Source organism: Halomonas sp. AOP5-B2-8 (genome assembly GCF_052376475.1).
In the GTDB taxonomy this organism is placed as follows: domain Bacteria; phylum Pseudomonadota; class Gammaproteobacteria; order Pseudomonadales; family Halomonadaceae; genus Vreelandella; species Vreelandella casei.
Window position 1 is genome coordinate 300,486 of record NZ_JBQSVS010000003.1, and the last position, 15,175, is coordinate 315,660.

At 50.6% G+C, this 15,175-nt stretch carries 12 protein-coding genes and 1 pseudogene; 5 read left to right on the forward strand and 8 right to left on the reverse strand.

Features of this window, described 5'->3' with window-relative positions; translation table 11 throughout:
- Positions 1-98: 98 nt before the first annotated feature.
- A complete protein-coding gene (locus ACT3RP_RS08980) occupies positions 99-617 on the reverse strand; it encodes an FKBP-type peptidyl-prolyl cis-trans isomerase (protein WP_444625513.1) in 519 nt (172 codons plus the stop codon).
- A 97-nt stretch (positions 618-714) separates the two neighbouring features.
- Between ACT3RP_RS08980 and ACT3RP_RS08985 the strand changes: the two genes are divergently transcribed.
- Complete coding sequence (locus ACT3RP_RS08985; protein ID WP_441686460.1) at positions 715-2,082, forward strand: AmpG family muropeptide MFS transporter; 1,368 nt, start codon at positions 715-717, stop codon at positions 2,080-2,082.
- A 62-nt stretch (positions 2,083-2,144) separates the two neighbouring features.
- On the opposite strand, the gene ACT3RP_RS08990 is transcribed toward ACT3RP_RS08985, so the two are convergent.
- Entirely contained in the window at positions 2,145-3,962 is a 1,818-nt protein-coding gene (locus ACT3RP_RS08990; protein ID WP_441686458.1) for an SEC-C metal-binding domain-containing protein, read from the reverse strand.
- A gap of 123 nt (positions 3,963-4,085) precedes the next feature.
- Positions 4,086-5,327 (reverse strand): ABC1 kinase family protein, encoded by a 1,242-nt coding sequence (locus tag ACT3RP_RS08995; RefSeq protein WP_483393653.1) that lies wholly within the window; start codon positions 5,325-5,327, stop codon positions 4,086-4,088.
- A gap of 135 nt (positions 5,328-5,462) precedes the next feature.
- Between ACT3RP_RS08995 and ACT3RP_RS09000 the strand changes: the two genes are divergently transcribed.
- The 3 genes from ACT3RP_RS09000 (at position 5,463) to ACT3RP_RS09010 (ending at position 9,725) form a co-directional block, all read left to right on the forward strand.
- Complete coding sequence (locus tag ACT3RP_RS09000) at positions 5,463-7,373, forward strand: DNA topoisomerase III (protein WP_483393654.1); 1,911 nt, start codon at positions 5,463-5,465, stop codon at positions 7,371-7,373.
- A gap of 311 nt (positions 7,374-7,684) precedes the next feature.
- A complete protein-coding gene (locus tag ACT3RP_RS09005; protein WP_483393655.1) occupies positions 7,685-8,668 on the forward strand; it encodes a DUF1852 domain-containing protein in 984 nt (327 codons plus the stop codon).
- 28 nt (positions 8,669-8,696) lie between these two features.
- The gene (locus ACT3RP_RS09010) at positions 8,697-9,725 is read left to right on the forward strand and encodes a methionine synthase (protein WP_441686452.1); all 1,029 of its coding nucleotides are present in this window, start codon (positions 8,697-8,699) and stop codon (positions 9,723-9,725) included.
- A gap of 69 nt (positions 9,726-9,794) precedes the next feature.
- Here the strand turns inward: ACT3RP_RS09010 and ACT3RP_RS09015 are convergent, their stop codons facing one another.
- On the reverse strand, positions 9,795-10,112 hold the full coding sequence (locus ACT3RP_RS09015) for a winged helix-turn-helix transcriptional regulator (protein WP_217990286.1): 318 nt from the start codon (positions 10,110-10,112) through the stop codon (positions 9,795-9,797).
- A gap of 114 nt (positions 10,113-10,226) precedes the next feature.
- On the opposite strand from ACT3RP_RS09015, the pseudogene ACT3RP_RS09020 reads away from it, so the two are divergent.
- Positions 10,227-11,266, forward strand: a pseudogene (locus ACT3RP_RS09020) (IS3 family transposase).
- A gap of 6 nt (positions 11,267-11,272) precedes the next feature.
- Here ACT3RP_RS09020 and ACT3RP_RS09025 read toward each other — a convergent pair.
- The 4 genes from ACT3RP_RS09025 to ACT3RP_RS09040 all read right to left on the reverse strand — a co-directional run bounded on the left by ACT3RP_RS09025 (position 11,273) and on the right by ACT3RP_RS09040 (position 15,159).
- Positions 11,273-12,319: a LacI family DNA-binding transcriptional regulator gene (locus ACT3RP_RS09025; RefSeq protein WP_096280351.1), complete on the reverse strand. Its 1,047-nt coding sequence runs from the start codon at positions 12,317-12,319 to the stop codon at positions 11,273-11,275.
- A gap of 109 nt (positions 12,320-12,428) precedes the next feature.
- Complete coding sequence (locus ACT3RP_RS09030; protein WP_096280353.1) at positions 12,429-13,361, reverse strand: 3,5-dioxohexanoate:acetyl-CoA acetone transferase; 933 nt, start codon at positions 13,359-13,361, stop codon at positions 12,429-12,431.
- 22 nt (positions 13,362-13,383) lie between these two features.
- Positions 13,384-14,367, reverse strand: coding sequence for a 3-hydroxyacyl-CoA dehydrogenase (locus ACT3RP_RS09035; protein ID WP_226938653.1), 984 nt, complete (start codon positions 14,365-14,367; stop codon positions 13,384-13,386).
- 18 nt (positions 14,368-14,385) lie between these two features.
- Entirely contained in the window at positions 14,386-15,159 is a 774-nt protein-coding gene (locus ACT3RP_RS09040) for an SDR family oxidoreductase (RefSeq protein WP_096280357.1), read from the reverse strand.
- Positions 15,160-15,175: the final 16 nt, after the last annotated feature.

The following is a 15,175-nucleotide window of genomic DNA, read 5'->3' on the forward strand; positions in this document are numbered from 1 at the left end:
TTTAACCAACGCGTCGTCAGAGTGCCACTCAACCAAGCCTTTTCCCTATTGTTTGCTCATTGTTACAAATGTTGGCTTATCATTAAGCTAGGTAAAACCTATAACACCTTACGATCTTCGACTTTACTATGCTCGGTGCCGGGCGGTAGCGGATGCCCTTTAGCTAGCTCAGCACGCGTTGCTTCACGCACCTCAAGAATATTTACCCGATAGTTAAGCGTACGCCCTGCCAAAGGATGATTAGTATCGATAGTGACCCGATCATCCCTAACATCTAACACAGTCACAATTTGTGGGCCCGCCTCGCCTTCAGTTTGAAAATTGCCGCCGGGGACTAGTTCTGCGCCACCAAACGAGCCTCGGCTGACGTCTTGAATCAATGCCTCATTGCGAACACCGTAGGCATCAGCGGGCAACAGCTGGATACTTAACTGAGCGCCAACCACTTGGCCTATTAGCGCATTTTCTAGGCCAGGGACAATATTATCGTGGCCGTGAAGGTACTCAAGCGGCTTACCGCGCGCGTTGGAATCATCTAGTATTCGCTGACTGCCATCGCTGAGAATATCTCTAAGGACATAGTGCAAGGTCACAACCTGATGCGCCTTAATCGACATTGAAAACTCCTCTCCGGTAAGCTGTCGGCTTTGTGATGAATGACAGCCCCAGTTTATCACTTGGTCGTTGCCAACGTCTTTCCAGGAGTAGCGTTTAATGCCCAGCCTTTTCCCCCAGCGCAGTTGGCTTGCAGCGCTGGCTATTTATTGCCGTGCGTCCGTTATTACCATGCTTTTTTTGGGGTTTTCAGCAGGCCTGCCTTTTCTATTGGTGTTCTCAACGCTTTCAGCCTGGCTGCGCAGCGACGGCGTTGAAGTGGCGGCCATAGGCTTTTTTGCCTGGATCGGCATGCTCTATTCAATAAAATTTTTCTGGGCGCCCGTGGTTGATCGGCTGGCGCTTCCGCTACTCACTCGTGCGTTCGGCCAACGACGTGGCTGGATGCTTTTGGCACAAAGCTTAATTGCAGCAGGCTTAATTGGGCTGGCGGGTCTAAGCCCGGTTGGCAACCTGGGCTGGGTAGCCGTTTTTGCGCTGCTGGTCGCCTTTGGCTCCGCCACTCAAGATATTGCCATCGATGCCTATCGGATTGAGTCTGCCGAGGATGATGTCCAGGCAGCCATGGCATCCACTTATATTGTCGGCTATCGCGGGGGGCTACTTGCCGCCGGCGCTGGGGCGCTTTACATCGCTGCATCTTCTTCATGGAGCATGGCCTATCTGACCATGGCAGCGCTGATGAGCATTGGCGTACTCACGGTATTACTGCGCCCCGAGCCAAAGCGTGCATCGCTCTCTATTCAGTTAATTCATGAACCTAAAGTTCGGGCGTTTATTCGTTCAAGCCGCGGAAAACCCAAAGTCTTACGCCGCCTTGGCGCCTGGAGTATTGGCGCACTGGTATGCCCGTTTACTGACTTTTTTAGACGCTACGGGGTGAAAGCACTGTGGATTCTGGTCTTTATTGCAGTGTTTAGAATCAGCGATTTGGCCATGGCTTCGATGGCGAACCCGCTTTATATAGATTTAGGGTTTTCACTGGCGACCATTGCCAATGTTACCAACATATTTGGCATTGGAATGAGCATTGCCGGCGGGGTTTTAGGTGGACTGCTGGTCGCGCGCTATGGCATCGGCCCACTGCTTATTATCGGTGCAGGATTAGTAATGGTCACTAACTTGCTGTTTGCCGTACTTGCAATCGTAGGTAATCAGCTGCCCATGCTGGTGGTCACGATCATTGGCGATAACCTTGCCAACGGGCTAGCTAGCGCCGTGTTTATTGCCTTTCTCTCTAGTCTTACCTCGCGCGCTTACACCGCAACACAATACGCGCTGTTCTCGTCACTGATGACGCTACCCGGAAAATTCTTAAGTGGTTTTGGCGGGCTGGTGGTCACGGCGCAGGGTTATCCGAGCTTTTTTGTGATCGCGACCCTGCTGGGAATACCCGCTATCGTGCTAGCGATTTGGATCAGCCGAGATAAACAGCTGGTGCCCACCCCTGAACCTTACGCTCATTAAACTCAATGGCGTCTAACCAGAAGACATTCATTAGCCTAATGAGCGCAAGTTATGCAAAACGCCTAGCGATGGGCTTCTAACCAGTCCAACGCCCCAGAGGTGGTACGCCACTGATCGCGCATCAAGGTGCGGTACTGCCATGCTTCCGCGCGGGAGCCGGGGTCGACCTGGCCATCCGCATGGGGCATAGAGGGGCGCGGGCTTTCAGAGCAAATAAGCTCTAAGGCATGGCGATTATGGCCAACCACATCGCTAAGCGCAGTCTCTGCCGCTTCAAGATGTTGTAACCGATAGAGGGCGAGGGTTTTACCCATTAACAGCCCCAGCACTAACGAGCCGTCATCATCATTCTCTTCGGCTAAGGCCAGCGCTTCTTCGTTGCGATCATCACGCAGCAGTTGATCAAGCACCAGCTCACGCAGCCCAAGGCTATCTTCTTGATCGATGAGTAGCAGCTCTTCTGCTAATTCGCGAGAGTGCTGGCGCGCCCCACGTTCCATGCCTACCACCAACGCTAACCCCGTGCGCAGCAACATCGCATTATTCGCATCATCCCAGCACAGGTTACCGTCACCCGCGGCACGGGCCTGCTCTAGCCAGCGTGAGAGGCGCAGTGCCAAGGGCTCTAGCAGGGTTGGGGCCATCCAGGGCAGGCTGCCAAATCGGCTGGTCAATGCCAGAGTGAGATCCTGCACCACTTGCGGCGCGTCCAGCCATTCCGGGTGAGCGCATACCGCCGTCATCCACTCAACCGCATTACCCCAGGGGTCATCGCGAAAGCCCAGCGCTACATCTTCATCCACCAGCACTTGAAACTGCTCATGCCAAGCCGCAAACAGCGTCGCCTCACGGGCACTTGAGTGGTAAAGCAATCGACCGCTTTCCGGGTCCGTTTGAATATCGATTTTGGGGGCGGTAGGCAGTGCGGCAAGCAGCGCCTGCAGCGCTACCAGCGGCGTAGCCAAATCTTCTTCAGCGCTCAGTAGCTGGTCAGCGAGCGTTGCGCCGGGGTTTTCCGCCAGCGCGGCTAAAAACTCCAGTTGATCTTCATCTAGCTCGCCTTGACGAACTAACCGTCGGTACCAGAAATTAGCCCGTTCCTTAGCTTCCTGCTCATGCCCCTCATGAAGCAGCAGCATGGCCTCAATGTAAGCCAGCGTGGGCGAATCAGGCAGCGCCTGCTGAGCTTTGACGAAAGCACCGCGAGCGCTGTCCAAATCGTCGTTATCAAGATGCATTAAGCACAAACGTTCAAGCGCCACGCCGCGTAAAAATAGCGGCCCGCGCTCCATCACTTCGTCGAGCAAATCGGCACGTTTGCGGGTAAAGCCGCGCTCTTGATAAATATCCAGCAGGATCTCGAAGGCAGGCTCAGCCTGCTCGGGTAGACGTGACCAATCGCTACCGTCAAAGAGCGATTCGAGGATTTGCATTGCGCGGCCGGTCTGGCCACTTTCCGCAGCGATAAGGCCAGCTTCTAATAGCGCCTGAGCGGGCGCCTGCTGGCTATCCAGCGCAGCCTTCAAGGTAGCGCCCTTCCATTCGCGCAGCGAGAGCATCCACATCATCTGCTCGGGAATGTCAGTAGGAAACTCAACCTGATAGCAGCACTGCTTAAATTTACGACCGGAATCACACCAGCACGGCTCGTTGCGCCCAGGCGTGGCAAGCGGCTCGCTGCCAAAATCCAGCCGCTCTAACGGCGCCTGCGACCACAGCACCGGGGCCAGCGCCTGTGCCATAGCCACGTCGCCGTTAAAGGCGTCCGCGCCTTTGGCGCGCACCCAGGTCATGAAGTCCGGATAATGTTCTTGCTGCCTGATTGCCGAGAGTGCCCCGGAGGCAAATCCCAGCAGCTGATCGACCCATACCGCTAGCATTGCCGTCTCCACTGCGTTAAACGATGTCTATCAATCGTGTGTCTATAAATAACGATGTCTAAAATGAAAGCGACATAGTTTATCACGAAGGCCGTCATCGCCGCAGTTGCAATCGTTTTATCGTTAATGGGCCCGCGCTATAAGAGGTAACGTCCGCGCATGCATGTCCAGTCGAGCACCTAGTCGCACCAAATTCCAGTAGTGGCCGTTTAGCGCACGCGAAAGCAAAAGCGTCTCCGCGGGAGGTTGCAAGCGGTCCATGGCAGCCCACACTTTTGGGGTAAGCTCACGCAGGCGACGATGGACTCTCACATCGCTGAAATCCTGTTCGCCCGGCGCAAACAGTGGTGCAATGCACTCGGCCGACTCGCTGTACAGCGCCAAAGGCGCCCCCTGCCCTTGGCGCCCACCCATTTTCATTAATGCCTCATCCATCCCCATAGGGTCATGTTTCAGCGTGGCATCCAGCAGTTGCATCATCGCCTTTATCTGCGCCTCAGGCACCGCGATGACCGCGCCTAAATCATAAATGACCAGCCGGCCCTGGGCATCCACAGCAAAGTTGCCCGCGTGAGGGTCGGCATGCAGCTCACCGAACGTAAACAACTCTTGGGTAATCCAATCCGCCAACGTTTGAGCAATGCCCTGGCGCGTTGCGTCATCCGCCTCCGACAATTCACGTAGCGGCGTGCCATCAACAAAACGCATTGCTAATACGTGCTTGCCGGAGAGCGCCGGGAGTGGCTCGGGAATCATCAGGCGCGGGTCATCCTTATAGCGCTCACCGTAGCGAGCCAGTGCTTCAGCCTCGGCGACGTAATCCAGCTCCTTGCGCAGGCTGTCGGCCAGCTCTTCAAATAGCGCATCCAAACGAGCCTGGGGGACTTTGAACCAGCGGCCTAGACGCATGATGCGCCGCACCTGAATCAAATCACTTTCAAGCACCTCGGCAAGGCCAGGATATTGCACCTTGAGTACGATCGTTTCACCCTCGTGAGTGGTTGCCCGATGCACCTGCCCCATCGAAGCACTGGCGAAGGGCCGCTCTTCAATCTCGCTGAAGTAATGATCAATATCGCCATACTGGAGTAACAACGCTTCACGAATACGCGGCCAGGGCATTGGCTCAGCTTGGCGCTGCAGGCGGGCAAGCTCCTCAGCTAGGTCTGGGGGCAGCAGATCATCCCATTGAGACATGACCTGAGCGAGCTTCATGGCCGGGCCTTTTAACTCTGATAACCCCTCAAACAGCGCCTCGCCTAAGGAACGCCAATCCGCCTGCCCACCTAAGCGCGTTTTAAGCAGCGCACCGCCGGTACGTGCGCCCAAGCCCATTAAACGCCTTGTTCTGCCACGCTCACGCATTCATTGCCCTCCCTTGACACCTAATGACCTTTCCCCCAAAACTAACATCATGAACTCGATGAGATTTCCATCTAATATTGGTTAACGAAGAGCTCAAAATTCACACGTTATAGAGCTCATTCGAGGTAAGAAAAATTGATTCTATATATTGCCGAAAAGCCGAGTGTCGGGCGCGCAGTTGCAGACGTGCTGCCCAGACCACACCAAAAGGGTGATGGGTTTATCAGGGTTGCTAATGGCGATGTCGTCACCTGGTGTATTGGTCATTTATTGGAGCAAGCTGAGCCAGATGCTTATGATCCTGAGTACAAAAAATGGAAAAAAGAACACCTACCCATCATCCCAATCAAGTGGAAACATCACGTAAAAAGCCAAACCCGCTCGCAGTTTAATACTGTCAAAAAACTGATTAAAGAAGCTGATCAACTGGTCAATATGGGTGACCCTGACCGAGTCGGTCAAATCTTGGTCGATGAAGTGATCAATTATTCAGGTGTTAATAAAGCTAAACGCGAAGCTACCTTGCGCTGTCTCGTTAACGATATGAACCCTGCCGCTATCAAAAAGGCGATGAATGATCTTCGCCAGAATACTGATTTCATACCGTTAGCAACATCAGCCCTGGCAAGGGCAAGGGCCGATTGGCTCTATGGCATCAATATGACACGCCTCTGCACCCTTCTTGGCCAAAGCGCTGGTTATAACGGCGTTTTGTCAGTTGGCCGGGTGCAGACCCCCGTGTTGGGCTTGGTTGTTCACCGAGACCAAGAAATCGAAAACTTTATAACCAAGCCATTTTATGAAGTCTTTATAACGCTTCAGACAGTGGCTGGTGAGTCTTTTACAGCAAAATGGAAGCCTAGCACTGCCTGTGAGCCTTATATGGACGAAGAAGGCCGTGTGCTTTCAAGAAAGCTTGCTGAAGTCGTTCTGCAAAAGGTGATCGGACATCCAGGCAAGGTCATCGCAGCTAAACGTGACAAGAAAAAACAGCCCGCCCCCCTGCCCTACAGCCTGTCTTCACTGCAAATTGATGCATCAAAGCGGTTCAACTTAAGTGCTCAGAAGACTCTGGACGTATGCCAACAGTTATATGAACGCCATAAGCTGATTACCTACCCACGTTCAGACTGTCGGTATCTGCCTAAAGGCCACTATGGCGAGCGCCACACGGTGGCTCAGTCGATTGCCAAAACATCGCCGACGCTTTCTGATAGCGTACAAAAGGCTGACCTCGATCTTAAGAGCAAGGCGTGGAACGATGCCAAGGTAGGTGCTCACCACGCGATTATACCGACATCCAGAGCAGTGCCAGATGATCGTCTATCTCAGGATGAGAAGAATATCTACGGGCTAGTTGCCCGCCAGTACCTGATGCAGTTTTACCCAGCATTTGAGTATGCGGAACACCAAATAGACAGCGAGGTGGAAGGCGGCTTGTTCGTTGCCAAGCACAAAGCAGTCATTTCTAACGGCTGGAAGGCCCTGCTACCACCTCAAAAGACGTCGAAACAAGACGCAGAGCTTTCATCAATGGCTCTTCCCAACGTGAAGTCGGGAGACCCTGTTACCTGCATCGACGGCAAAATGGATGAGAAACAAACCAGCCCCCCGAAACGCTTCACTGACGCGACCTTACTCTCAGCCATGACGGGAATAGCGAGATATGTATCAGACCCTGAAATCAAAAAAGTGCTCAGGGATACAGACGGACTCGGCACAGAAGCCACCCGTGCTGGAATTATCGAGCTTTTGTTTAAACGGCAGTTTCTGACGAAGAAAGGTAAGGAAATTCACTCGACAGAAGCAGGCAAGCATCTTGTGAACAGTCTGCCTAAACGGATGGTCGTTCCTGATATGACGGCACACTGGGAATCTCAGCTTGAGGCAATCAGCGAAAAACGGATGCGTTACGGTCAGTTTATGCAGCCCCTCACTGATGGCCTGAAAGCGCTAATTGCTGAAGTAGAACGCGGTGACTTTTCTGCGCTACGTGGCATGGGTAAGAAAGCGGTGCGGAAAAGAAGAGCCGTGAGAAAAAAGTAACGCCCACCCAACCATACTTTCTGTCGGCGCAACGTTTATCTTAATGGCGTCATCTGTGCTTTGTGAGAATTACCGTAAAATCATCACACGGCTATGACCGGCCGCACGCTCTACAGCCTAAACTCAAGCAATAAGAGCCACACCACCCATACTGTGCCACTTACCGAGTCATGAGTGTCGCTAATACTGTAATGAAATTAATTCGTTTTTGCTCAATCAATGACTCAGCGTAAAATGCCTACAGCCTTTAACTATAGACAATTTTAAGACTGCTGAGCAATAAACGCAGGCCATTAGGATACCCAATCACCATGAGCAACGAATTTACATTTTCTCTTAAAAGTATTCGTTTAGATGAAAACTATCATCCTTCCGAAAATACGCGGCTCACTACTAACTTTGCCAACTTGGCTAGAGGCAAGAATCGCCAAGAAAACTTGCGTAATACTTTAAACATGATTAACAATCGGTTCAATGCACTGGCACATTGGGACAATCTTAAAGGCGATCGCTATACTATCGAACTTGAAATCATCTCCGTTGAGATGAATATTGGTATTGAAAGCACTAGCAATTCGCTCCCTCTGATTGAAGTATTGAAAACCAATATTATTGATCGAAAAACGAATGAACGCATTGAGGGTATTGTAGGAAATAATTTTTCCTCTTACGTGCGAGACTATGACTTTAGTGTACTGCTACTGGGGCACAATAAAGATCAGCCCACCTTTAGCACGCCAGATGATTTCGGCGGCCTGCATGGAAAGCTATTTCAGTGCTTCGTAAACTCAAACACATACAAAGATCACTTTAGCAAACCGCCTGTTATATGCCTAAGTGTTTCAGGTAGTAAAACCTATCAACGGACTGAAAACCAGCACCCGGTACTAGGTATGGAATACCAGCAAGACGAGTATTCTTTAACTGATGAATATTTCAAAAAAATGGGATTAAAGGTTCGCTACTTTATGCCCCCGAATAGTGTTGCGCCTTTGGCTTTTTATTTTACCGGCGATTTGCTTGGTGATTACACTAATCTTGAGCTTATCAGCACCATCAGCACGATGGACACCTTCCAAAAGATTTACCGGCCAGAGATTTACAATGCTAATTCTGCGGCAGGAAAATCCTATCAACCAAGTTTGAAGCACCAAGATTACTCATTAACTCGAATTATTTATGATCGAGAAGAACGCAGCGGACTGGCTATTGAACAGGGAAAATTTGTTGAAGAAAATTTTATCAAACCATACCAAGCGATTCTTGAGCAGTGGTCCACTAATTACGCTCTGTGATTAATCGAAAAATACAAGGTTATCTATTATGAAAAAATTGCTACCCACTTCAACTGCTGGCAGCTTACCTAAACCGTCTTGGCTTGCACAACCTGAGACACTCTGGTCACCCTGGAAATTGCAGGATGAAGAATTAATTGAGGGCAAACATGATGCTTTACGTTTGTCATTGCACGAACAACAACAGGCAGGTATCGATATTGTTAGTGATGGCGAGCAAACGCGCCAACACTTTGTCACCACATTTATAGAGCATCTCAGCGGCGTTGATTTTGAGAAGCGTAAGACCGTCAGAATTCGTGATCGCTATGATGCGAGCGTACCAACAGTCGTAGGCCCTGTGACTCGCCTAAAGCCAGTTTTTGTTGATGATGCCACGTTTTTACGTCAGCAAACAAAGCAACCTATAAAATGGGCGCTACCAGGCCCCATGACGATGATCGACACGCTTTATGATGATCATTATAAAAACCGCGAAAAGCTAGCTTGGGAATTTGCCAAAATCCTTAACCAAGAAGCCAAAGAATTAGAAGCGGCAGGTGTTGATATTATTCAATTTGATGAGCCTGCGTTTAATGTATTCTTTGATGACGTTAATGATTGGGGAATTGCTACGTTAGAAAGAGCAATTGAAGGCCTTAAATGCGAAACGGCAGTACATATTTGCTACGGCTATGGCATCAAAGCCAATACAGATTGGAAAAAAACATTGGGTTCAGAGTGGCGACAATATGAAGAAGCTTTTCCCAAGCTGCAAAAATCTAATATCGATATTATCTCATTAGAATGCCACAACTCTCATGTTCCAATGGAACTACTCGAGCTCATCCGAGGTAAAAAAGTGATGGTAGGCGCGATTGACGTGGCCACCGATACCATTGAGACACCAGAGGAAGTAGCCAAGACCCTACGAAAAGCACTTCAGTTTGTAGATGCCGATAAGCTCTACCCTTGTACCAACTGTGGCATGGCCCCATTACCTCGTCGAGTAGCAAGCGGCAAGCTAAAGGCCTTGAGTGCGGGTGCAGAAATTGTCCGGAGAGAACTCTCGAATTAGTACTGATATACAGCTTGAAGCGCTTGAGTTTTTAGGGGGCTGGGCTGAAAATCACCGTGACATTTTGAATTAGTTTTCGGCGCTGATGCGCTCGTCATAGGTGATGCGAGCTTGTTCAATAGTATCCAAGCTTTGCTCAGCCCACACCCATACACCACAAAACGCCGCCCCAAGTCCGAGGCCAAGATCTGTTAAATGATATTCCCCCTTGGGCGGCACAGCTGGATACACCGTTCTAATCACTAAACCCTCGCGCTCCATCTCCCGCAGCGTTTTCGTTAACATCTTCTGGCTGATGCCGCTGACCGTTTTGGCAAGTTGCGTGAAGCGCATAACGTCATGTTCAGCCAGTACGTCGAGGATGATCATCGTCCACTTGTCGGCCACCCTGCCAATCACTTCGTTGACCAGCGCTTCGATGCGCGGATCGGAGGCAATTCCCCCGAAAAATAATCGCAGAGATAAGTGGAATTTTTAACCTGAATCAACAGGAGATTCCACATGCGCAAATCGCGTTTCACTGACAGCCAGATCATGGCGATTCTTAAGCAGGCCGAGTCCGGTGTGCCGGCTCCGGAGCTTTGCCGGGAACACGGCATGAGCAGCGCCAGCTTCTATAAATGGCGCGCCAAATACGGCGGCATGGACACCTCCATGATGAAACGCCTTAAAGAACTGGAAGACGAAAATCGTCGTCTCAAGAAGATGTACGCCGAGGAGCGACTCAAATCCGAGTTACGCCAAGAGGCCCTTGAGGGAAAGTGGTAAAGCCATCTCATCGACGAGAGATAGCGAAGAAGGCCGTTGAAGCAGGCCGATGCAGTACTCGGCTCCACCTTAGGGTCTTTAGCATCAGCGAGACCTGTTATCGCTACCAGGCCACGCTGAGGCCATTGTCGACTGGCTGGTGCATTTGGCCCACAACCAGCGTAACTGGGGGGTTGGGCTGTGTTATCTATATTTACGTAATGTGAAGGGTTTTGGCTGGAACCATAAGCGCGTCTATCGGATTTACAGGGAGCTGGAACTGAACCTGCGGATCAAGCCGAAGAAGCGCCTTGTTCGGGAAAAGCCGGAACCGCTCGCCGTGCCACAAGCACTGAATGATTGCTGGTCCATGGATTTCATGCATGACCAGCTGTGCGATGGTAGAACGTACCGCCGGTTCAACGTGGTCGATGATCACAACCGTGAAGGCCTGATCATTGGTGCGGATTTCTCCCTGCCGGTAGAGCGCGTGATTCGGTCCTTAACCCAATTGATCGAGTGGCGAGGGAAGCCCAACGCCATTCGCTGTGACAACGGGCCAGAGTACATCAGCAAGAGCTGATCAATTGGGCGAAGCATGAACACATTGAATGAAGGTACATCCAGCCCGGTAACCCGCAGCAAAACGCTTACATTGAACGCTACAACCGAACGGTTCGTTCGGTGACGTCCAGGCATTTGCAATGCGTTGGCTCTGGACGTATAACCATGAACGACCCAACATGGCGTTGGGCGGAATAACACCGAAACAAAAGATGGCCATGGCCGCTTAACGGATTCTACTTATCGCCCCGGTTATAAATGGGGGGGTTGCCTACTGGGCGAGTGCTTCGGCGAATTTTCGGTGTCACCGGCAAAATAATCTGCTCAGGTGGGGCCTCGGGATGACTGATATGGTTCAGCAGCAGTTCGGTTGCCTTGACAATCATTTGTTCGACCGGCTGTTGCAAGGTCGTGAGAGAATGACTGGGCCATGCTGACATTGCCATGTCGTCAAAGCCTATGACTGAAACTCCTTCAGGTACCGATAAATGCAGCTCATCGCGTAATGTCTCCATACCGGCAATAGCCATTAAGTCATTGGCAGCGAACAGTGCATCCGGCATTGTTTCAGGTCTTCGAGTTGAAAATAAACGGCGCGTCGCATCGCAGGCCTCATCGTATCGATAATACCCTACATCATAAGCAAAGCAGGTTTGGCCTTCTGTGGCCAAGCCTGCTTTGAAGCCCTCTTCACGTTGACGATTGGTTGTCGATTCGGGTATTCCCGCTAAATAAGCAATTCGTTGGCATCCTTGTGAAGCAAGATAACGACCTGCCCAATAACCGCCTTGATAATTATCGCTCCCAACTTGACTAATACCAGAATACTCGACGGTACGATTTATAATGACGACGGGAATTCCAAAGTCCGCGACTTCTTTCGCCTGATGTTGATTTAGCGTAATGGCCAGCATCAGCACCCCTTCAACTTGGCTGCGAATCAGGTCGTCCACCACCATGTCAAAGTCGCCATTTTTTGGTGCAAAAAACAGCAACAGGTGATAACCCTGTTCCTGTAAAAAGCGGGAGGCTTTCTCTAGTAAATATGCATAAAACGGATTCTGAAGACTATAAGTGACTACGGCGATCGTCCGACTTGAGCGAGTAATCAAAGAACGCGCGATCGTATTGGGTCGATACCCCAGCTGTCGCGCGGCATCCATCACTTTTTTACGCGTCTTTTCTGAAACACTAGATGCCTGCGAGAAACTGCGGCTCACAGCGGATTGCGACACCCCGGCTAGGTGAGCGACATCGCGTGAAGTGATGGATTTTCTTTTCATTGATTCAACTTATTCAGGCGAGAGAAGTAACGGATTTAAGCCAACCTAGCAAAAACGAGAAGGCCCAGTCGCCCAGGCCTTCCGTTAGTGTCAGCTTTTGGGAGCTATTTTAGAAACGAACCTTATCAGCACCTTTAAGCTCTAGCATTTCCCGTGCTTCATCAGGGGTCGCAATTTCAAACGAGAGCGCCTCCAGAATCTCGCGCACTCGCTTAACTTGCTTAGCGTTAGTTTCTGCTAATTTACCAGGTTCCAGCCATAGCGAATCTTCTAGCCCTACCCGTACATGCCCGCCGATAGCAGCCGATTGCGCCGCGATTCGCATTTGGCTACTGCCAGCGCCTAAAACCGACCATTCGTAATGTTCTCCAAAAAGCCGATCCGCAGTACGTCGCATATGCATTACGTCCTCGGGGTGTGGGCCAATACCACCCAGTATCCCAAATACGCTTTGTACAAAGACCTTGCCCCCAACCACGCCTCTATCCAGTAAATTGCGGAGGTTATACAGGTGGCCAATATCGTAACATTCGTACTCAAATCGCGTGCCATTTTCGGTGCCTAGCGTGATGGCCTTTTCAATATCTGCAAAGGTATTTTTAAAGACTAAATCTCGGCTATTCTCTAGATGGTCGCGCTCCCATTGATGCTCAAATGACGAGTAGCGATTAAGCATAGGAAACAAGCCAAAGTTCATAGACCCCATATTCATAGAGGCCAATTCGGGCTGAAACTCCATGGCAGGCCGCATACGTTCTTCGACCGTCATGTGTGGGCTTCCTCCCGTGGTCAAGTTAATCACCGCGTTGGTTGATGACTTGATCTTAGGTAAAAACTGTTCGAATACCGCCGGATCTTGAGTAGGCTTGCCATTATTCGGGTCGCGAGCATGCAGATGCAGAATAGCTGCCCCCGCCTCGGCCGCCGCAATGCTTGCTTCGGCAATTTCATCCGGCGTTACCGGTAAATGTGGTGACATTGATGGTGTGTGAATTGCACCAGTGACTGCGCAGGAAATGATTACTTTACGCTTGTTAGCCATTGTTAGGTCTCCTTGTTTTGGTTTAACTACTATCTTTTTCAGCCATTAAGCGTTGATGCGCTATTAGTGACATCAGCCGACGATCTCGCCATTCATGACGAGCCGCTAGTTCAGCACGGGGCAATAAGGCGCGTCGCTCTTCACCCACTATTTTTAGAGTGGATGCATCCCATGGGTTTTCTTGCCCGCGCTGCTGGTCTACTTGGTGATATAGAGGCCCATAACGACTGGCATAATCCTCGATTCCAGCCGGAGCGTTGAGATCGATGGTTTCAAACGGCCCCATAAATGACCAGCGCAGCCCCAGCCCGTGTTTTACAGTTTTATCGAGATCTTCCGCAGATACATACCCATCGCGAAACAATCGTAGTGCCTCATTAAGTAATGCACCTTGTAACCGATTGAGCACAAAACCTTCGATTTCTTTACGTACTAAAATAGGCACTTGCTGTGCCGCTTCCATTAGCTGCAATGTCGTGGTCGTTACGTCCTCAGATGTCTGTGGGGTTGGTACAATTTCAACAAGGGGAATTAAGTAAGGTGGATTGACGGGATGTGCAACTAAACAACGCTCTGGATGTTGCAAGCGCTCACTAAATTGCGAAGCTGCAATGCCGGATGTAGAGCTGGCCAAAACAGTACCGGTAGCCACCACTGCTTCGAGCTCACGATAAATAGTTTTTTTACCCTCCACATTCTCTGGGCCACACTCTTGCACATACTCAACGCCCTGCATGGCGCTGGTTAAGTCTGCATCAAACCTAATGCGCGTCATTATTTGGTCAACATCAGCCACTAACTCGGCCTGCTGCAAATCATTTAATGATTGCCGGATAGCATCGCCTGCATTTACCAGCGCGTTGGCATTAACGTCATAAACACTCACTAAAAATCCAGCCCGAGCAAAGACAATTGCCCAAGCACGACCAATTAACCCAGCCCCAACTATGCCAATTTTCATTTGAGACACTGCGCCAGCATTCACCCGTTGTGTATCTGGTTGCATGACTATCGAACCTCTGATTTATAGCGTTTCGACATTGGCGCACACGCTTAACGCCTGCCCGGAAATATTCGAGCCACCTGGGGCGGATAAAAATAGTGCCATCGCCGCTATGTCCGTAGGCTCCACCATTTTTCGCATGGAAATCTTGGCTAGGTTTTCTTGCTCCATTGCTTCATAGGTGATGCCACGCTTAGCCGCTCGATCTTCAATGACTTTCTCTATCCGTGGGCCACGTACAATGCCGGGTAAAATAGCGTTTACCCGTACGCCATCTGGACCTAACTCGCAGGCAAGGCTTTTGGTTAAGCCGACAACAGCCCACTTGCTTGCCGCGTAGGGCGTTCGATAGGCAAACCCCAAACGACCTGCCACTGAGGCCAGATTAATCATTAGGCCCTGGCTTTCGCGAAGCAATACCGCTGAATGGTGAGCGATACGATATTGTCCGTTCAGGTTGATATCGATAGTGTGCGTCCACTCCTCTTCGCTAATTTCCTCAACGCTGGCGGTTGGTCCGGCTATCCCGGCGTTGTTGACGACGACATCGAGCCCTCCCAACTGCTTCACGTCTTCAAAAAGTCGATCAATATCCTTCGCGTTACTTACATCTCCTAACGTATAGGTAATCCCCTTGGGTAATGACATGAGTGCCGCTTCGTCTACATCGCAAACATGCACCAAAGCGCCAGCTTCTTTAAAAGCCTGGGCAATCGCTAAACCAATCCCGTTAGCGCCTGCCGTAACGAGCACCTTTAGCCCCTGACGCGGAATGAGACTTTCGATAACTGACATGATTGTTTTCCTTGTT